Annotated in this window: 13 protein-coding genes and 1 CRISPR repeat array (1 of these 14 running past the window's edge); of the genes, 10 read left to right on the top strand and 3 right to left on the bottom strand. The window is 70.2% G+C overall.

What is annotated here, in order from left to right; all coding sequences use genetic code 11:
* Positions 1-752: direct repeats of the CRISPR family, unit length 29 nt; unit sequence CTGCTCCCCGCACGCGCGGGGATGGTCCC; it reaches 258 nt to the left of the window's first position.
* A 271-nt stretch (positions 753-1,023) separates the two neighbouring features.
* Positions 1,024-2,154 (top strand): IS630 family transposase, encoded by a 1,131-nt coding sequence (locus AB0H82_RS10755; protein WP_362991013.1) that lies wholly within the window; start codon positions 1,024-1,026, stop codon positions 2,152-2,154.
* On the opposite strand, the gene AB0H82_RS10750 is transcribed toward AB0H82_RS10755, so the two are convergent.
* The 3 genes from AB0H82_RS10750 to AB0H82_RS10740 all read right to left on the bottom strand — a co-directional run bounded on the left by AB0H82_RS10750 (position 2,119) and on the right by AB0H82_RS10740 (position 4,993).
* Positions 2,119-2,652 carry a GNAT family N-acetyltransferase gene (locus AB0H82_RS10750; RefSeq protein ID WP_362991011.1) on the bottom strand — a complete coding sequence of 178 codons (534 nt, stop codon included), beginning with the start codon at positions 2,650-2,652 and terminating at the stop codon, positions 2,119-2,121. The two genes, AB0H82_RS10755 and AB0H82_RS10750, sit on opposite strands and share 36 nt — an antisense overlap.
* A 293-nt stretch (positions 2,653-2,945) precedes the next feature.
* Positions 2,946-3,311, bottom strand: a complete 366-nt coding sequence (locus AB0H82_RS10745) for a DUF4440 domain-containing protein (protein WP_362991009.1) — start codon at positions 3,309-3,311, stop codon at positions 2,946-2,948.
* 1,157 nt (positions 3,312-4,468) lie between these two features.
* Positions 4,469-4,993, bottom strand: coding sequence for a hypothetical protein (locus tag AB0H82_RS10740; RefSeq protein WP_362991007.1), 525 nt, complete (start codon positions 4,991-4,993; stop codon positions 4,469-4,471).
* Positions 4,994-6,072: 1,079 nt separating this feature from the next.
* Between AB0H82_RS10740 and AB0H82_RS10735 the strand changes: the two genes are divergently transcribed.
* From AB0H82_RS10735 to AB0H82_RS10695, 9 genes are read left to right on the top strand one after another with little or no spacing between them, the layout of a single operon-like run.
* On the top strand, positions 6,073-6,981 hold the full coding sequence (locus AB0H82_RS10735) for a conjugal transfer protein (RefSeq protein ID WP_362991005.1): 909 nt from the start codon (positions 6,073-6,075) through the stop codon (positions 6,979-6,981).
* Positions 6,981-7,307, top strand: a complete 327-nt coding sequence (locus AB0H82_RS10730; RefSeq protein WP_362991003.1) for a hypothetical protein — start codon at positions 6,981-6,983, stop codon at positions 7,305-7,307. The genes AB0H82_RS10735 and AB0H82_RS10730 overlap by 1 nt, the downstream gene beginning before the upstream one ends.
* Entirely contained in the window at positions 7,304-7,900 is a 597-nt protein-coding gene (locus AB0H82_RS10725) for a hypothetical protein (protein ID WP_362991001.1), read from the top strand. Before AB0H82_RS10730 ends, AB0H82_RS10725 begins: the two co-directional genes overlap by 4 nt.
* Complete coding sequence (locus AB0H82_RS10720; protein ID WP_362990999.1) at positions 7,900-10,530, top strand: ATP-binding protein; 2,631 nt, start codon at positions 7,900-7,902, stop codon at positions 10,528-10,530. Before AB0H82_RS10725 ends, AB0H82_RS10720 begins: the two co-directional genes overlap by 1 nt.
* Positions 10,530-10,892, top strand: a complete 363-nt coding sequence (locus tag AB0H82_RS10715) for a hypothetical protein (RefSeq protein ID WP_362990997.1) — start codon at positions 10,530-10,532, stop codon at positions 10,890-10,892. Before AB0H82_RS10720 ends, AB0H82_RS10715 begins: the two co-directional genes overlap by 1 nt.
* Entirely contained in the window at positions 10,889-13,600 is a 2,712-nt protein-coding gene (locus AB0H82_RS10710; RefSeq protein ID WP_362990995.1) for a hypothetical protein, read from the top strand. Before AB0H82_RS10715 ends, AB0H82_RS10710 begins: the two co-directional genes overlap by 4 nt.
* A complete protein-coding gene (locus AB0H82_RS10705) occupies positions 13,597-14,757 on the top strand; it encodes an NlpC/P60 family protein (RefSeq protein WP_362990993.1) in 1,161 nt (386 codons plus the stop codon). The genes AB0H82_RS10710 and AB0H82_RS10705 overlap by 4 nt, the downstream gene beginning before the upstream one ends.
* The gene (locus tag AB0H82_RS10700) at positions 14,754-15,392 is read left to right on the top strand and encodes a hypothetical protein (protein ID WP_362990991.1); all 639 of its coding nucleotides are present in this window, start codon (positions 14,754-14,756) and stop codon (positions 15,390-15,392) included. Before AB0H82_RS10705 ends, AB0H82_RS10700 begins: the two co-directional genes overlap by 4 nt.
* Positions 15,389-17,980: an ATP/GTP-binding protein gene (locus tag AB0H82_RS10695; RefSeq protein ID WP_362990989.1), complete on the top strand. Its 2,592-nt coding sequence runs from the start codon at positions 15,389-15,391 to the stop codon at positions 17,978-17,980. The genes AB0H82_RS10700 and AB0H82_RS10695 overlap by 4 nt, the downstream gene beginning before the upstream one ends.
* The last annotated feature ends 195 nt before the right edge of the window (positions 17,981-18,175 follow it).

The following is an 18,175-nucleotide window of genomic DNA, read 5'->3' as shown; positions in this document are numbered from 1 at the left end:
CGCGGGGATGGTCCCCCGACAGGCGGTTCGTCCTCTGCTCCGTAGCCCTGCTCCCCGCACGCGCGGGGATGGTCCCGGGCCGGGTCAGTAGCTGATGGCCGGGCCCTGCTGCTCCCCGCACGCGCGGGGATGGTCCCGCCACCACCACCAGGGCGCCGACCCCTACGGCCTGCTCCCCGCACGCGCGGGGATGGTCCCCAGCGCCCTGTACCTGCTGCCCGCCCCGGTGACTGCTCCCCGCACGCGCGGGGATGGTCCCGGCCAGCCGCTGCGCGCGCGGAAGTCGGTGTCCTGCTCCCCGCACGCGCGGGGATGGTCCCGATCACAGTGGAGCCCCTTACCGATCTTGGTACTGCTCCCCGCACGCGCGGGGATGGTCCCGCTTCGCCCTTGACCGCGTATCCGGTGGGCAGCTGCTCCCCGCACGCGCGGGGATGGTCCCGCGGCGGCGAGATGGGCTTTCACAGCAGGCCCCTGCTCCCCGCACGCGCGGGGATGATCCCATGCCGGTCAGATTACGCCCCAGACCCAGCGGCTGCTCCCCGCACCTGCCGGGATGGTCCCGCCGTGGCGGGGTTCGCGCGCGTTTGGCGTGCACTGCTCCCCCCACCTGCGGGGATGGTCCCGTGACGGTGCCGTCGTCGTGGACATCGAAGTGGTGCTCCCCGCACGCGCGGGGATGGCCCCCCCCCCGCCGCTCCCCGACTGTGATCCCGGCTCGCCCTGCTCCCCGTGCCTGCGGGGTGGTCCCAACGCGCGGGCCGTTCGGTCAGCCAGGGTGGGGGCGCCGGCCAGCCTCGCAGTAGTTCTGCGCAAACACGCCTCCGCACGAACAGCACTTTGAAGCATCACGCATACTCAACGTGCCAGCGCTCGCTCCTCGTTCGACCTGTATGACTGATACGCCTGAATCGATGAAAGTGCTCGAAACTTAGTGCCTTAGCAGGCAATGTTTGCCCTGTTGTGCTTTGACTCGCCGACCGGGTGCTGGGCCGGGCGGCGTGTGAACGTCACCCTGTTCAGGTGGCAGAACGAGTACATGTACGCGAGATCGAGGATGACGAAGGCCGACGGCTGCTGCGGATCATCCGCCGGGGCACCGGATCGGTGGTGACCTGGCGGCGGGCCCAGATGGTGCTGCTTTCCGCACAGGGCATGGTCGTGGCCAAGATTGCCGAAGTGACATTCACCAGCGCGGACCGGGTCCGGGACGTGATCCACAACTTCAACAACGACGGCTTCGACTCCCTCTATCCCAAGTACAAGGGAGGCCGTCCGAAGACGTTTACGCTGCCCGAGCGGCGCGAGATCAAGAAGATCGCCAAGTCCCGGCCCACCGAGCACGGCCTGCCGTTTTCCGCCTGGAGTCTGACCAAACTGGCGGACTTCCTGGTCGCGGAGGGGGTGGTCGACGACATCAGCCACGAGGGCCTGCGCATCCTGCTCCGCGAGGAAGGCGTCTCCTTTCAACGCCTGAAGACCTGGAAGACCTCCCGCGACCCCGACTACGGTCAGAAAGCCCGCGTCGAACTTCTCTACGCGATCGCCGACGGCGAGGTCATACCCGAGGCCGACGAGCCCGAATTCATCTTCTGCATAGACGAGTTCGGCCCGCTCAACCTGATGCCCCACCCGGGCAGGCAGTGGGCCGAACGCGCCGGCAAGCACAAGGACCCCGACCGCGAACCACGCCGCAGGAGGCGGGCCACCTACAACCGCTACGGCGGAGTACGGCACCTGTTCGCCGCCCTGGACCTGACCAAGAACAAGCTCTACGGACACATCAAGCCGGTCAAGAGGCGCACGCAGTTCCTGGAATTCTGCCGCTACCTGCGAACCCTCCACCCACCCGAAACCCGCATCGCGATCGTCTGCGACAACTTCTCCCCGCACCTGACCACGAGAAAATGCCAGCGGGTCGGCACCTGGGCCGCCACGAACAACGTCGAGATCGCCTACACCCCGACCAACAGCTCCTGGCTCAACCGCATAGAGGCGCAGTTCACGGCCCTGCGCTACTTCACCCTCGACGGCACCGACCACGCCACCCACAAGGAGCAGGGCAGCACGATCCGCCGCTACATCACCTGGTGTAACCGCCATGTCGACGACAAGCGCCTACGCGCCGTCGTCGACAGGGCAAACGTTGCTTGATGCGGCCGTGGTACTGAACGAGATCCAGACGTCAGGTGCCAGGTCCGGCCGGTTCGGTACCGGTCTGCGCTCCTCGGTCCAGGCGCCGCCGGTGATCTCTGTGGCGACACGACGCCAGAACTGCACCGCGCCCGGGTTGGCATCCTGGAACGCGATCTCCCACGGCCCCGGATGCCTGGCCACGATGCCCTGAGCAGCGTGCATCCCGGTCCCCGCCCGTCGTGCCCCGCGCACCACGAAGAAGCTGTTCATCACACGCGTCGGACCAATCAGACCGCGGACGAACGCGAACCCGATGGGCCGGTCACCGCTCGTCAGGAGATACGGTGCCCGATCGGGTTCGGAGAAGGCCATGTGAAGCCATTCGTCTTGGAAGGATCCGTCAGGGTCGGGCAGGTCGCTCTCCAACTCCGACATGTCATGTCGGAACATCAGCCAAAGGCGTTCGGTTGTGGGCTTGTCGGCAAGGTCTGCGAGACGCAGGGAGATGTCTGGCACGAGACTCCGTGGTGAGGGTGGTCGACTTCAGCCCGAGACAATCTGCTTCCGGGCATGAAAAAGCCTCCCTGGTGGATACGAACTCCGGACCGGGAAGGTGAGTTACTCAAGGTGAATCTAACAGGTGGCTCTATCGAGCAGTAGTAACGTCACCTCTCGATGGGTTCGGAAGGCGCCCCGATCTGCAGGATGTTGATGCATTTGAGGCATGAGGGCTACTGCCTCCGACTTCTGCCGCCTCGCAAGCCGAGCACGCGCCGAGGCTCCAGCCACGGTTGGCGGACCACACTCGTTCAGCTCGCCAAAGTGCCCTGGTGGAAGTACAGGCGCCAGCCCGTTCCGGTCATACGCCACAGGGAGCTCCGCCATACTCGGCGCCCGTTGTTGTCCGCGAAGTACGTCAGGTGAACGAGGCCCGGAGCGAGTACGCGCCCGGACATCTCGCTGACCTTGACCGGAGACTCCGGGTCCACTGAAACGGCACTCGTCACGGTGAGAATCGACGTTGTGTCCCAGCGCCTGCCGGACGCTCCGATCTCGGTGAAGTCGGGGTCAAGAAGCTGCAACACCAAGGCTGGCGTGGCGCGCACGGCGGGATCGAGAAGCCGCAGCTCCGCCTCGATAGCCGCCTGAACTGCCCGCTCACTCTCGTCTGCCATGGACGCACCCTACGGACGCCCCCCGTCCAGTCAAAGCGAATAGTTGCGTAGGGCGCAACCGGCTGTGCCATCCCTTCTCGTCAACAAGCCAGCCAGGCTGTTCCCCAACTGCTGTCGGAACCCGTCGACAAGTGCTGGCGCTAGACATCGATGAAGCCATAACAGGCGAGTGCGCGGGCCTGTACTTGTATCGCTGCACGACGAAGGTGGCCCGCCCCATGTCACCCGGCCAAATATCTGGGCGACGCGTCACACCACAACAGGGCTAACGTTGCCTGACGCGGCACTAGCTTCCGGCAGTAACAAGCCTGCAGGTCGAGGAAACTGCTCCCCGCACCCGCGGGGGTGGTCCCGTGCAGTCGCTCACGCGTATGCGGCGGTGCCAGTGTTCCCCGCACGCGCGGGGATGGTCCCGTCATGGCCGTGTGGCGCCTCTACAACGCCTGCTGCTCCCCGCGCACGCGGGGATGGTCCCCACCCGCGCTTCATGCTCACGATGGGACGGTAGCGCTCCCCGCGCCTGCGGGGATGGTCCTACAAGGGCTGGCCATCGGGTGACGCGTGAAGGGTGCGCTCGCGCTCCGGAGGGCCTACGCTCGCTTGTACTCCCCCGGTGCCTGCGCAGCAGTTCCCGCCAACATGCCTCCGCACGTACGGCGCCTTCCGGCATCACGCATACTCAACATACAAAGATCGACCCCTCGTTCGACCCGTACGACTGTGATGACCGAATCAGCGAAAGCGCTCGACATCAGCTTCCGGCAGTCAGACCTGCAGGTCGATGAGGGTGCTCCCCGCACACGCGGGGATGGTCCCTACCCCGCCTTTGTGACAGCTATCGTGCTTCGGTGCTCCCCGCACACGCGGGGATGGTCCCCGGGCCCGGGTCTCCACGGTGATCCCGCTCGTGTGCTCCCCGCACCCGCGGGGATGGTCCAAGGAGATCCGACCGCGCGCGATCAAGGCGGCCGTGCTCCCCGCACCTGCGGGGATGGTCCTGGGACCCGGGAGCCGAGCCGGTTCTCCCGCACCCGTAGAACGGACATCATCTGTTCCGGTCATCGACTGGTCCCTTCTGCGATCGCGCCACTGCCACCGGCCGGGCGGTGGTCCCAGCGCGTCGTAGGGCCCCGATAGGGTGGCACAGGGGGTAGGAGTTACGGCCGGGGCCTCTCGGGCTGGGCTCCGGTGCCGGGCCCAGGATCGTGTGCGTGTTCCGCTGGTCGCTGGTCGAGGCGGGTTTGGAGCTGAGCGAGGACGCTGGCCCGCGCGGTGGGCCCGTAGGTGAGCCGCTTTCCGGTCGTCGCGTCGAAGGCCACCACTTCACTGTGGGGTGCAGAGCACACCAAGGCCCGTTCGATGGCAGGCAGAGCGAGCCGGATGGCGTCGCAGGTACCGAAGCGGCTCAGGATGAGAAGGTCCTGGGTGACCTGCTCCCAGTCACCGACGGACGGCCAGCCGGCACCACCGTCGAGCTCGTGAGTGAGGGTGGCCAGCGGCACGATCTCCCTGGGGGCGCGGTGGCCGTTGTTGAGGATGCGGTGGATCCGGTCGCCGTCGGGCTGGCGTACCCGGCTGTGGAGCAAGGTGGCGGCCTCCACGATGGTGGTGTTGATCTCACGCAGGCCTCGGGGCGGGAAGTAGGGCTGGTGGGCGAACAAGAGGTGCGGTGCGTCCTGCACGCTTGGAAGTTCGCCGGGACGGGGGATCATGGTGGGGGCTCCTCACTTGAGGTCGGCTATATGGCGTCGGTAAGACGAGGCCCGCAGTGGGCTGTTGAACGAGCTGCATTGACTGAGCCGGTGGCCGGGGTGCGCCGCCGCAGCCGGCCGCAGCTGGTGCCTTCGGTAGTCGTGTGGCGCAGACAGTGCACTGGCCGGCGCCCTTGGGGCGCCGGAGGTTGAATAGGGCACCAGGTGGGGCGGTGGGTCCGCTAAACGGTGCGTAACCGGGCCGGACGGAAGTCAACGCACGGCGCCGGGCTGGCGGCGGAACGCTCCCAGGCCAGTGGGAGGGCTGGTTCATGCCGTGAGCCAATCCGGCAGCCTTGACCAGTTCACCGACCAACGGGCCCCGGCCACGATCACAACGGCATCACGACAGACGGTGTCGGTGGTCGGACCCGACCATTCCTGGGCCGGCAGCGGACAGGTGGCGGCAACAACGGTGCATAGCGCGAAGGGGGCCGGTGCGCAGTCCCCGATGCCTTCTGCGGCGACCGCACGTAGGCCTTTGGGGCCGGTTGGCCGTGTGGTGATCGCACCATTGGCGCTGGCGCATGGTCAGTCGTGTCTCCTGCGACGCATGGTGGGAGAGGCGACCCTGACGGCCAGTAGCCCCGACCACCATGGGGATGGCCTCGGCCACCGCTGGTCACAGCGATGCTCAGGGGCCGCCAGGACCTGACCTCCCGTAGCCAGACCTCAGGGTCCTGTCCCGCTACCGGTTCGGTGCTCGGCCCTGTGTGCACGACGCTGGGCTGTCAAAGCGCTGCACTGTGCACAGGGTCCGTGCGCGGGTGGGCGCCACCAGGAGTGTGTCTTGGTCCCCCTCTGGGCCTGTTCTGGTCTGCAGGTGGGGGCTGCGGCGCTCGTGCATCGAGACTGTGCCCGGGGTGCGGTGGTAGCTGCTCCCACGGGCCGACCACGTCTTCGTGACCGGTTCGAGGCTGTGGTCGGGGCTGTGTGGTCGGTGAAACGGTCGGGCCGGTCGGGTTCTCTCAGTGGGCATCAACCCGCCTTCCCTTCCTGGGAGTTCACGCATGTCTCGTCCCAAGCAATCGCCCGATGCCGGGAGGCCGCCGGTGGCCGCCGGGGTGGCGCTGACCCAGATGCGGCGACGTGTGCAGTGGGGCCGCGCGGGCGTCTGGGCTGCACTTGCGGCCGGGCCGCTGGCGCTGGCCGTCGCGGCGCTGCAGCCGTCCACGACGGTCGCGGCGCCGGGGGTGGCCGCGCAGCGTCCTGTCCAGCCCGCGGCCGTGGCCGATCCGGCGGGATACGTCGCGGAGTTCGTCGATGCCTGGCTGCGCAGTAGCGAGGATGCGGACAGTGCGGCCGGGCGCCGGGCGCAGTCGATGGCCCCCGGTGTCCCGCTGCCTTCCCTGGAGGAGGATGCGCAGGCGCCGCGCCGGGTGACGCCGGTGCGCAGTGTGCCGCGCGGGGGCGGGCAGTGGTCGGTGACGGTGGCCGCGCAGTACGCGGATGCGGTGCGCTATTTCGCGGTGCCCGCGCTGGTCTCTGCGAGCGGGGATTCCTTCGCGGTGACGGCTGCACCGGCGCTGGTGGCTGCTCCTGCCTTGTACCGGGTGCCTGTCTCCGCGTTTCGGGTCACCGTCCCCGAGGGCCCGTTGACGCAGACCGCGAAGGAGTTCTTGTTGGCGTACTTGGCCGGGCGGGGTGAGGTCGGCCGGTATCTGGCACCCGGGGTGGAGGTGGCGGCGGTCTCCCCTGCGGCCGCACAAGATGTCGAGGTGCAGGAGGTGGCCGCGCGTGAGGAGACGGCGGCCGAGGGCGGGGTGCCGCGGGACGGGACGCGGGTGCACACCCTGGTCCAGGTCGAGGCGGACGGGGCGGCAGGACGGTGGCCGCTGGCCTACGAGCTCACGCTCGCGGCCCGCGGCGGCCGGTGGGAGATCGCTGCGCTGTCCTCCGGGTCGGGCGGTGAGCGCTGATGGACACCGTCCACCACGTGGTTGTCGCGGGCAGGTTGGCTGACCTGGGCGATTCATGGATCGGAACGGCGAAGGACTTGGGCGCGGCCGGTCTGCAGGCAACGCTGGTCATCATCGTCCTCGTCATCATGCTGCAGCGCTTCAGCCTCAAGGCAGGGATCGGCGCTTTGATCCTCATGGTGATCGCGCTGGGCCTGTACAACTCGCGTAACCAGCTGGCGGACATGTTCGAGGACGAGGTGAAGAACCCGGCCAAGAGCGCCCCCGCCTCCGTTGCACCTCCGCGGCGTGAGGGCGGGCCGGTGGACGGGCAAGGGCCAGCATGAGCGCGGCAGCCGCCCCGCGCCGGGCACGTTTTTATACCTCCGCGCGGCGCTACCCGTGGGTGATGGGCAAGATCGGCGATTGGCGTCTGCCGCTAGGGCCTTACAACGCGGCACAGATCACGCTGGCCACCGTGGGCGGCTTCGTCCTGGTGAAATCGGTGGGGCTGTGGGGAGGGTTCGGACCGCTGTCCGCGGTGCCGGTGGCCGCCTGGATCGTGGGGATCTGGATGTTGCGGCGCCCGAAGATCGGTGGGCGTACGCCGGTCGCGGCCGCCCTGGGCCTGCTGGCGCTGGCACTTTCGCCCGCCGGCGGCCGCATGGGCCACCGGGCCGCACGGGATCAGCCCGCACGGCGCCTGGGCGGCGGCTTCACCATCGAAAGCCTTCCCCCTGTCGGCCACACGCCGCGCCCGGTACCCGCGCGCCGCCCGATCCACCCGAGTCGGCCGGATACCCGGGCCGGTGGGCAGCCGCCCGTCAACGCCCGCCGGATGCCGTCGCCGGCATCCGCAGCCCCGAGGTCACCGGTGCACGCCTTGCTGGCCCACGCCCACCTGCATGCCCAGAACCCGGTCAGGACCAGGGAGGGTTGATGCGTGTTCCCATCCGGCACATCGCCGGACACCTGCTGTGGTCCGCCCACGGGCACGTGTGGGCCATCTACCGGCTGCATCCCGGCCCCGACAGTCAGGGGCGCGGTCAAGAGAGCGTGCCGGGCACCTACGTGCCGCCCGCGGTTCGCGACGAATTGCTCGAGAAAACGACAGCGCTGGTGCGTGCGCTGTCCGGCGCACCGCGGTTGTTCGGGCTGTGCGCTCAGGTCGATGCGAGTGAGGTCGCCTGGCGCATGGTCGACGGGATCGCTGAGGCCGAGGGGTCTTTGCCGCCTGAGGCGTACCCGTGGATCGAGCATCTGGAGGCGGCACTGGATCTGCTGGAGGACCAGGAGATGCACCAGCGCTCTTGGTGGCTGGCCGTTCCGCTGGAGAGCGGCCGCCAGAATCTGCAGGCGGCGACAGCGCTGTGGGCGCAGGTCTGCGACGCGCTCGGGCTGCGGGCCGCACCCATCTCGCGCGCCGAGGTGAGGGCATGCCGGGAACAAGCCGCGCAGGTGCACGCCCAGTTGGCGGGTAGTGCCGCCTTCCGTCCGGCGCGGCCCGCAGAGATCGTGTGGATGATCCAGCATGCGGTGCACCGGGGGCTGGCCGAGCCGCTGCTCGGCCAGGCGGCGCAGAGCGAACTGTATGGCGGGCAGGTGCGCGGCGGGGTGTTGCGCTCGCCCAGCTATGCCGACCTGGGGCAGGTCCGCCTCGAGGAGGGTGGCACCGACCGCGACGCGCAGCCCACCCCCGAGCCGCCGGGAGCGCGGGCGGGGCGGGGCCGGGCGCCGTGGTGGAAGGCGCGGTCGCCATCGCCGCTGCGGCGTCGGTGGCTGCAGGTCGAGAGCGCCTCCGGCACCGGGTATCAGGCGCATCTGGTGCTGGCTGAGTGCCCACCCGCGGTCAGTGAGGAAGCGGCGGATCTGTTTACGCAGCTTGAAGTCCTCGACTTTCCCGTCGATTTCACCGTCGATCTGACGCTGGTGCCGGCGGAGACGGCCCGCGCCCAGGTGCAGCGCAAGAAGAACGAGCTGGTGGACCAGGCCGACCAGTACGAGGTGCGGCCCACCGGGATGCCCGCCTCGCTGCCGGAAGCCGCCGGTGATCTCGGGGAGCTGGATGGCCGGCTGTCCCGCAACAGCGTCGAGGTGGAGGTGCAGAGCATCACCGTGCTCACCGTGTGGGGGCCGACTGCTCAGCTGTGTGATGCGCGGGCGCGGGCGCTGGAGAAGCTGCTGGCGGGTGCCGACTACCGGGCGGTGCGCCCGTGCGGGCTGCAGGTCGATCTGTTCTCCCTCGGGCTGCCCGGGGCTGTGCGGGCACCGCGGTTGCGGGAGTTCACCCAGCATCAGGTCAGCGAGGACTGGGCGTTATCGGGAGCCTTCGCCCACAGTGAGGTCGGTGATCCGAGCGGCCTGCTGCTGGGGCTGGATCTGGACTGTGGCACCACCCGGCCGGTGTTGATCAATGTGGCGGATGCGCCGAAGCAGGATGCCTCTGCCTCCTTGGGGGTGGTGGGGGATCTCGGCGGCGGCAAGAGCGTGTTGCTGAAGTTGATCGCCGGGTCGCTCGTGGACCGGGGCAGTCGCGTCATTTGCATCGACCGGACTCCGGTGCGGGAGTGGGCACGTTTTGCCCAGGCGGCCGCGCCGGGCCGCTGCCAGATCATCGATGCCGCACAGGCCGCGCTGTCGATCGATCCGCTGCGGATGTTCCCGGGCGCCGAGGGCCGTCACTACGCCCTCAGCTACCTCGCGCTGCAGCTGGGGGTGGGGCCGATGACCACCGCCGGTGAGGTGCTGCATCACGCCGTGGAGCAGGCTGCCACCTCCGATGCCTGCTCGATGAGCGCAGTGGTCGCGGTCCTGCGGGAGATGGCCGCAGGCCAGGCGGGCAAGCGGCAGGATGCGGCTGCCACGCTGGCTGGGCTGCTGCGGGTGGTGGAACAAAACCATCTGGCCCGCATGGTGTTCGATCCCACGCTGCCTCCTGTGCAGTTGGAGACAAAGGGGCCCTCGGACTTCATCGTGGTGTCGACGAGCGGGCTGAAGCTGCCGCCCAAGCAGGCGTTCGCCCATCCTGAGGTGCTCCATCAGCAGCCGCTGGAGGCGCTGATCGGCCGGGCGGTGCTCTATCTGATCGCCGCGATCGCCCGGCAGGCCGCCTTCGCCCGGCCCGAGCAGTTTTGTGCGGTCGCTCTTGATGAGCTGTACTGGCTCACCTCGTCCACCGAGGGCACCGCCCTGGTTCACGAGATTCTGCACGATGGCCGCAAGCACGGCGCCGGATTGCTGGCCGGCGCCCACGAGGCCGAGGAACTGGGCCCCGACCGGGGGCTGATGGCCTACCGGGCGCTGGCGCGCACCACCGATCGTGAACGGGCCCGCCGTGGCCTGGAGTTCGTGGGCCTGGACGGCCGCGACAGTGCGCTGGTGCGGCTGGTCACCTCCAACCTGTCCCCCGTCGGCCAGCGGGAGCGGGCCGGGGAACTGTTGTTGACTGGGCCGCGGCAGAACACCGGCCGTCTCAAGGTCGTCATCCCCTCGCTCGCGCGGATCGCCTCGGGGATCACCACCACGCCCGGCCAGGCACCACCGGTGCCGGCGCCCGAGACGGCCGCCTGATGATCAGCCGGGAATGGGACCAAGCCCGGCGCCGCCATGCCTGCCGCCGGGCCGCCGGAATCGCGGCTCTGGCTGGTCTGATGCTGGCCGCGCTCGTCATGACCCTGCAGCTGTCGGCCGCCTGGGCGCTGCCGGACGGCCACGGGCCAGCCATCGGCCACCGCGCGTCCCCAAAGCGCACCGGCGTGTGTGTGCTGGTCGTCGGGCCGGCGCTGCGCCAAGGCGCAGCCGGAGCGGGCCGGCCAGCGCAGACGGGGCCTCAGGAGCACGTTCCTGTGGTGCCGGGCCTGCCGCCGGCCGCGGCTGCGGCCGCGCTCGCCCTGGTGATCCTTCGGCGGTCTGGGAGAGAGGACCTCTCATGATCCGGTGGCGTCCGGGGCACGGCAGGCTGCGCTCGTTCACCTACGCTCTGCTGCTCGCGGTGGTGTTCCTGATCGTCAACGCCCAGGTGGCCTACGCCGCTGAGGGCGGCGGGGACATGCTGGCCCCGCTGAATGTGGACAGTTCCGAGGGGGTGCCGATCAACGGCTATGAGCTGTCCGCGCACGGCGGGTCGATCTTCTCCCTGAAGACCAATGCCTACGCGTTTTTGATGAACGGGCTGTTCACGCTGTTGCGTCTGCTGGTCGGGCTGGCCTGCTGGGCCATCGAGTTCGCTTTGCGCTTCCCCCTGATCAAGGTGCTGGCTGATCCGGCGCAGCAGATCTCCGACACCTACAACGACATCGTCGTCGACACTCTTGGCCTCAAGGGGCTGTTGCTGGCCTGGGCGTTCATCTTCGGCGGAATCCTTCTGGTGCGGGGCAAGGCGGGCAAGGGGCTCGGGGAGATCGCCTTGACCTTGCTGATTGCCGCGTTCGCGGCATCGGCGTTCATCCGCCCGGACTATCTGCTGGGCCAGGACGGCCCGCTGGCCCAGAGCCAGCAGGCGGCCGGTGAAGTCGCCCAGGCCACCGTCGCCTCCCATGACTGGGGAGGAAAGCTGGCCAGCGGCAACGCGGGGCCGTGCGGGGCGGGGCTGTGGGGGCAGGCGCTGGAGAAGTGTCACCAGATCCAAGAAGAGCGGCCCTACTCCGCCTCCGAGGTGGCCAAGCCCATCCAGGACTCCCTGAGCAATGTCCTGGTCGTCAAGGGCTACATGCTTGTGCAGTACGGGCGGGTCCTGGACCCGGGCAAGAAGGCCGAGCGGCAGGCCTATGCGCTGCACCTCAAATGGGTTTCCGGCGGCTACAAGCCCGGCAGCCGGGAGCATGCCGAGCAGGACCAAAAGGCTGATGACGCCTGCAGCGGCATCAAGGGGCCGGCCAAGAAGTACTGCAAGGCGGGCCATCTGAACAACCAGAGGCCGGATGCGGACAAGGACCTGCCCAAGCTGACGCTGGGCAATCAGCTCCTGGAGGCGGCCAGTCCCGTCTTGAGCGAGCAGGATCAGCAGTTCGCCGCGTTTTTGGCGGAGTTGAAGAAGGCCGGGCCGGTGGGCAAGGCCTGCGCGCGCTACGCCCAGGAGCCCACTGGCTGGCGGGCGGCCGGCGTGCTGCTGCTGTTCTGCTCCGCGCTGCTGATCTGTGCGATCGCCCTGTCGGGAGCGTTCGTGCTGGTGGGGGTGCAGGCCGCGGATGCGGCGGCCGCCGCGGTCGGCGGTGTCGCGCTGGTGTGGGCGATGCTGCCGGGCCCCAACCGGCAGGCCGTGTGGAAGTGGCTGGCGCTGCTGGGCGTCTCCGTCGCCGCGATGTTCGCGGTGTGCATGTTCTTGCCCGCCTACGGCATCGGCATCGACATCATGCTGACCGACGGCCCGCAGATGCCCGCCGAGCGGCTCCTCGCCCTCAACGGACTGGCCCTGGCCGCTCTCGCCTTCCACCGCCGTCTGCTGCAGGCGATCACGTCGGCCGGGCACCGGCTGTCGCTGCGGATGCGCTACGCCAAGATCGGCGGAACCCATCTGCCCGGGGACAGCTCCGAGATCGGCGCGGCCCTGGCGGTCCACGGCAGCGGCCAGGGTGCGGGCAGCGGATTCGGGCTGCGCACCCTGGGCAGCGGATACAGCCAGCTCGGTACCCGTCAGCGCCTCATGCGCTCGCTGGCCGCGATGACGGACGGCACCGGCATGCCTCTCGACACCGGGCGGCTGCTCGCCGATGCGGGCGCGGAGGCCTCCCGCGGCCTGGCGCCGCTCGCGCTGGCTGCGACCGGCGCCCGGGTGGGGACGCGGGGGGCGTGGTGGCTGGCGGTGGGCCGCCATCCGGACGATCAGCGGCTGGAGAAGATGCGCAAGCCCACCGGCGCCGAAGACATCGACGCCGGTGCAGTCCCGCCCGGCGCGGCCGCCACGGCTGCGGCCGGGCGGCCGGGCGGGCATGGACGCCACGGGCCGCCGGACCGCTACCGGGACCAGGACGGCCTGATCGCCGACCAGCGCTCCGGTGCGGTCCTGCACGACCAGCACAGTGACCGCACCCTCTTGTCCACCCGTGCGCACAACAAGCTGGTGCGGCTGCGCGGCTATCGCCTGCTCAACCGCGCAGGCCGTATCGCCTACGGCGCCACCTACGCGCTGCCCGCCAATACCCGGCGGGGGCGGGCTCGCGCCTCGCAGTACACCCAGGACGCCCGGCAGCAGTTGGAAGTGTGGCGCAACACCGTGCGCGAGGATGGCCGGGCCTGGAGGGGGCGCGGTCGGCAAGCAGACGACAGCACTACTGCATCGGGTCCGGCGGCCGGCTCGCGGCGTCTGCCGCCGCCCTCCCCCGGCGGCCCCACCGCACCGCCGCCGGTCCCACCGCGGCCTCCGGCCGCCCCGCCGGGCTCCGTTCGATCGTCTGTCTCCCCCTCCCCCGATACGGGGCAGGCGGCGGGCCAGCCGTGGTGGGCCGCCGGCCAGGCGCGGCTGCCCGGCCCGCAGCGCACCGAGTCCTCCCCCACCGTGCTGGGCTCCAGCCCCAGTTCACGCGAAGAGGCACGCCGGCGCTTTGAGGAACTGCGGCGCCGCAGCGTGCAAGGCGACCAGGACAGCTCGCCGCGCCTGGACGTGGCCGGCGCCGACGCCGACCGTGAAGGGGGCGAGCCGTGAACCGGGTGAAAGGGCGCCGGCGCGCGAAGTGGGGGTGCCTGCTGGTCATCCTGCTGATCGCAGCCGCCTCCTGTGCCGCCCCGATGGCCGGGGTCTTGTCCGCTGCGGCCCAGCTCTCCGCCCAAGAGCCGGACGAGGACGAGACCGGCCTGGGCGGCGGCGCCGCGGACATCCCGCCGACGATGCTGGCCGCCTACAAAAAGGCCTCCCACACCATCGGCCGTCACGTGCCGCGGTGCCGGGGGATGTCCTGGCCGGTGCTGGCCGGCATCGCCAAGGTGGAGAGCAACCACGCCGCCGGGCGCCCCATCGCCGCAAACGGTGATATCCACCGGCCTCGGATCTTGGGTGTGCTGCTGAACGGGTCCGGCGCCGGGCACAATCACACCGTCTTCCCCGACACCGACGGCGGCCGCTGGGATGGCACCGCCGGCGGCGAACGGGCCGTGGGCCCGTTCCAGTTCCTGCCCTCCACCTGGCAGGCCATGGGGCGCGACGGCAACGGCGACAGGGTCAAGGACCCGCACAACGCCTTCGACGCCGCGCTGGGGGCCGCGGTGTATCTGTGCGGCCGCGGCCGCAATCTCCACCAGCGCGACCAGCTGCGCGCCGCGATCTTCCAGTACAACCGGTCGCAGGAGTACGTGCACCACGTCAGCCGGCAGATCGAGCACTACCGGGCGGCCGCCACCAGCTCGTCGACGAGTGTGGAGCTGGGGCAGGCCTCCGGCACAGCCAAGATTGTCCTCAAGGCGGCGCTCGCCCAGCGCGGGACGCTCTATTCCTGGGGCGGCGGCAACGCGAACGGACCCAGCCGCGGCACCTGCTGCTCCCCCAGCGGGGCATCCGGTGCCGGCATCACGGGATTCGACTGCTCAGGGCTGACCACCTACGCCTACGCCCAGGCCGGCATGGCCCTGCCCCGCACCGCGCATACCCAGGCCGCGATGGGTATGCGCATCCCGGCCAGCAGCGGCATCCGCGCGCTGCGCCCCGGCGATCTCGTCTTCTACGCCGACCGCACCGGCGCCATCTTCCACGTCGGGCTGTATGTGGGAAAGGGGCAGATGGTCAACGCCGCACGGCCCGGAACCCGGGTGCGCATCGACCCCGTGGACGCGATGCCCGGCTATGCGGGAGGAGCGCGCCTGCTGTGACCACCGCTTCCATTCCCCCGTGCCGGGTGCCGCGCGCGCCCTGGCTGCTGCTCGCCTGCACGCTCCTTTTCGCCCTGGGCGGCTGCATGCTCCTGGAGGCCGCCCCCGGTCGGCCCGCCGAGGACGGCCAGAGCCCCGCCGCTGCCGCATCCGGGCCGCAGGCCCGGCAGACTCCCCGCACTGCGCGCCGCCCTGCCGAGATCACCCGGGGTGAGGAGCCGGCCCGCTCCTCCGCCCCGGGCCCTGCGGTGCGTGAGCCACGGCGCAGCGGGCGGGCCACCGACCGGGAGATCCAGCAACAGCTGCAAAGCGCCTGGCCGGCGGACCTGCCCGCCGCCCAGGAGCAGCAACTGCGCCACCAGGCAGCGGCCTTGCTGCAGGCGGATGCCACCGGAGTAGGCCGCGCCCGCTTTCCCCGCCTGTTCGGTGCCCGCCCGACCGGTGCTGTGGCGCCCGCTTTCAGCCGCTTGCGGATCCAAGCGGCCATCGCCCGCCGCGACGGTGCGGCCGACCGGGCGGTGGTGCACCTGGTGTGGGCGGCCGCCGACCGCGGCGGGACCTTCACCGACGGGCGCACCAGTCGCTACGCCTTCCACCGGAGCAAAGGAGCCGGCACGTGGATGCCCCGCACATGACGCGGCAAAGCTCCGATCCCCTCGCCCACGCGGCCGGGGCGGTGCGGGTGCTGCTGTGGCTGGCCTCGCACTGGTACCTGCTCGCCCTGGCCGTGGCCGCCACGCTCATCGCTGCGCTGGTCCTGACCCACTATCTGGCGATGAAAGCCTCCCAGGAGCGGATGCATCTGCAGCTCGAGCCCGCTCCGTACTTCGATCCCACCGCAGAAGAGATCTTCCGGCGCGGCGTGGAACTCGCCCGGGCCTGCACCGCCTTGCCCTGGTGGGCGCCGCGTCGCGCCAAGGCGGTGCGGATCCGGCTGTGTGCCGATGACCGGCATCCTTTCGCCTACCGGCTCGAGGGTCCCGCGGGAGCCGAACGGCTGTTGTCCAGCACCCCGTTCGGCCCCCACGTCCGCGTCACCAAGGCACGACCGCTGGCCAACCGGCCCCGGGCCCATGAGGTGCGCGCCGAGTTCATCCTGCGCGGCAATCCGATCGCCAGACTGCGTGAGGTCCCGCTCCAGCCCGACCCCCTGCAGCCGCTCGTGGATGCCGTCGCCGACCTGCGCGCCGACCTGGGCGACCTGGCCGAGATCTGCGTCGATCTGCAGCGGGCCCCCAAGTGGGCGCTGCGGGTGCGCCGCTGGCAGCTGGTGGGCCGTGCCCGGCGTGCAGAGGAGCGGGAGGCCGCGCGCGCCGCGCGTTGGCTGCAGCGTGATGGGGCCGGGCTGGACGTCTCACTCCTAGCCCATCTGCAGCACCTGCTGTCGGGCCGCGGCAGCGGGGCCCTGCGGCAGCGGCCGGTGGTGATGCCTCCCTCAACGGGCCGCGTGGACCGCTTACAGGCGCTGGGCAAGCTCGCCGAGGACGACCAACTGGTGCGGGTGCAGATCCTGGTGCGCTGCGCCTCGGACATCGAGGGCCGCGCGCACGCCCGGATGGCACGGGTCCAGGCCGGCTTCGACGTGTTCGGCGGCTCGGCCCGGCTGGCCATGCGCGGCCTACGCCTCGGCCCCTGGCGCCTGGGGGCCGACCGCTTCCCGCACCGTGCCGTCTTCGACCGGCGCTGGCAGACCGGGCAGTGCGAGCCGCCGCGCGCGAACTGGGTGCGTCTGGAGGAGCTGGCAGGGCTGCTCAAACCGCCCACGGTGCACTGCCGTCTACCGCTGCTGCCCGCTGACCTGCCCACATGGAGACCGAAAGATCCCGAGCTGCTGCTGCAGGGCTGGTACCAAGGGCCCGACGGGCGCCGGCGCCTGGTCGCTACGCACACGAGCGAGACACTGTATGAGCTGGGCGTCGGCAAGTCGGGCGGCGGCAAAACGGAACTCGCCGTGGCCCAGGCCATCGGGTATGCCCATGCCGGGGGCGGGCTGCTGTTCGTCGACCCGCACCGCGACAGCTTCGCCCGGGCCGCCCCCTTCCTGGCCCACGAGCACATCGCGGACCGGCTGGCCCGGATCGATCTGACCGGCGTCGGAGCCACCCCGCAGGTCAGCTCGTGGAATCCGATCGGCATGGACCACCAGCGGGCCCGTCATGCGGTCGTCGAGGGTGTGGTCGACTCCTTCGCCACTGCGTTCGGGTGGGATGATGCCTCCGCGCCGCGCGCGATCGCGATCCTCACGGCAGCGCTGACGGTGCTGACCGCGGTCAACGAGCTCGCCTGCCATGCCGGGCGCCCGGCGGACCAGGCCACCATCTTCCACGTCCGTGCCCTGCTCACCGACGCGTCTTTCCGCGCCCAGGCACTCGGCGCCGTCGGCCACGTCCTCAATGAGGACTCACATGCCTGGTGGGAGCACACCTTCCCCACCTTCCCGCCCGATGCCTTCAGCATCCTGCTCAACCCGCTGACCCGGCTATCCGGCAATCCGGTCACCTACGGCTTCCTCGGTCAGGGCCAGGGCGTCTACAACATCCGTACCGCCATGGACGACCGCATGATCGTGTGGGTGTGTACGGCCGGCCGCGGCCCCACCGACCGCCTCGTGGCTGCCCTCCTCAACCGCGATCTGCTGCAGGCCGGACGCTCCCGAGTCGATCTCCCCGAAGCCCAACGGCGGCTGTTCCGGGCCTACTTCGACGAGCTCATCACGCTCGCCGAGGCCTCCTCGGACTCGATCGCCAGCATGTTCGAGGACTTCCGGAAGTACCGCGTCCAAATCCATGCACTGACACAGCTGCTGGCCCGGCTGCCCGGCGGTGTACGCCAGTCCCTGCTCCAGAACGCCTCCACCCTCTCCACCACCAAAGGATCCCGGGCCGCCGTCGCGCCCCTCACCGAGGAGTGGGGAGAACGCCCTAGCGCCGCTGAAATCGCCCACCTTGACCAGTACGACCACTACGCCACCTTCACCGTCGAAGGACGCCGCATCGGCCCCGTCCTCATCCACGGCCCTCACCTGGACGACGTCTTCGCCCACCTGGCACGCCCGGCCAGGGTCGGCCTCCTTGAGCGCTGCGCTGACCGCATGGCCGGCGCACTGCCCTTGCCTCAGCTCACCACGCGGGCCACTGCCCAGCTGAACCGGGTGATCACCTTCCTGAACGAACAGGCGCCCACTTCACCGGTCACACTCACCAAGACCAGGAGCTACCAGTGACGACGCACAGCTGCCCGACGTCCCCTCAACAGCCGATCGAAGAACCGTCGAACAGAGAGCGACTCGGCCGCCTCGCTGCTCCGGATCACGTCAGCGGCCTCCACGGGCGCAAGCCCGCCCCGGGCCCTGGCGACCGTCGCAGGCCATACTCCCGGCCCGACCCTGACACGTTCCCACGCCTCACCGCGGCCCGTG

Origin of the sequence: Streptomyces sp. NPDC050732 (assembly GCF_040654255.1) — a bacterium.
Lineage (GTDB): Bacteria > Actinomycetota > Actinomycetes > Streptomycetales > Streptomycetaceae > Streptomyces.
The sequence above is the reverse complement of the archived record's forward strand: the minus strand, read 5'-3'. Positions and strand labels throughout refer to the sequence as shown.

What these genes read in the sequence shown, in the direction of transcription:
- AB0H82_RS10745 (WP_362991009.1), bottom strand. Translation starts at nt 3,311, where the DNA reads ATGGCAGACGAGAGTGAGCGGGCAGTTCAGGCGGCTATCGAGGCGGAG.
- AB0H82_RS10735 (WP_362991005.1), top strand. Translation starts at nt 6,073, where the DNA reads ATGTCTCGTCCCAAGCAATCGCCCGATGCCGGGAGGCCGCCGGTGGCC.
- AB0H82_RS10730 (WP_362991003.1), top strand. Translation starts at nt 6,981, where the DNA reads ATGGACACCGTCCACCACGTGGTTGTCGCGGGCAGGTTGGCTGACCTG.
- AB0H82_RS10725 (WP_362991001.1), top strand. Translation starts at nt 7,304, where the DNA reads ATGAGCGCGGCAGCCGCCCCGCGCCGGGCACGTTTTTATACCTCCGCG.
- AB0H82_RS10720 (WP_362990999.1), top strand. Translation starts at nt 7,900, where the DNA reads ATGCGTGTTCCCATCCGGCACATCGCCGGACACCTGCTGTGGTCCGCC.
- AB0H82_RS10715 (WP_362990997.1), top strand. Translation starts at nt 10,530, where the DNA reads ATGATCAGCCGGGAATGGGACCAAGCCCGGCGCCGCCATGCCTGCCGC.
- AB0H82_RS10710 (WP_362990995.1), top strand. Translation starts at nt 10,889, where the DNA reads ATGATCCGGTGGCGTCCGGGGCACGGCAGGCTGCGCTCGTTCACCTAC.
- AB0H82_RS10695 (WP_362990989.1), top strand. Translation starts at nt 15,389, where the DNA reads ATGACGCGGCAAAGCTCCGATCCCCTCGCCCACGCGGCCGGGGCGGTG.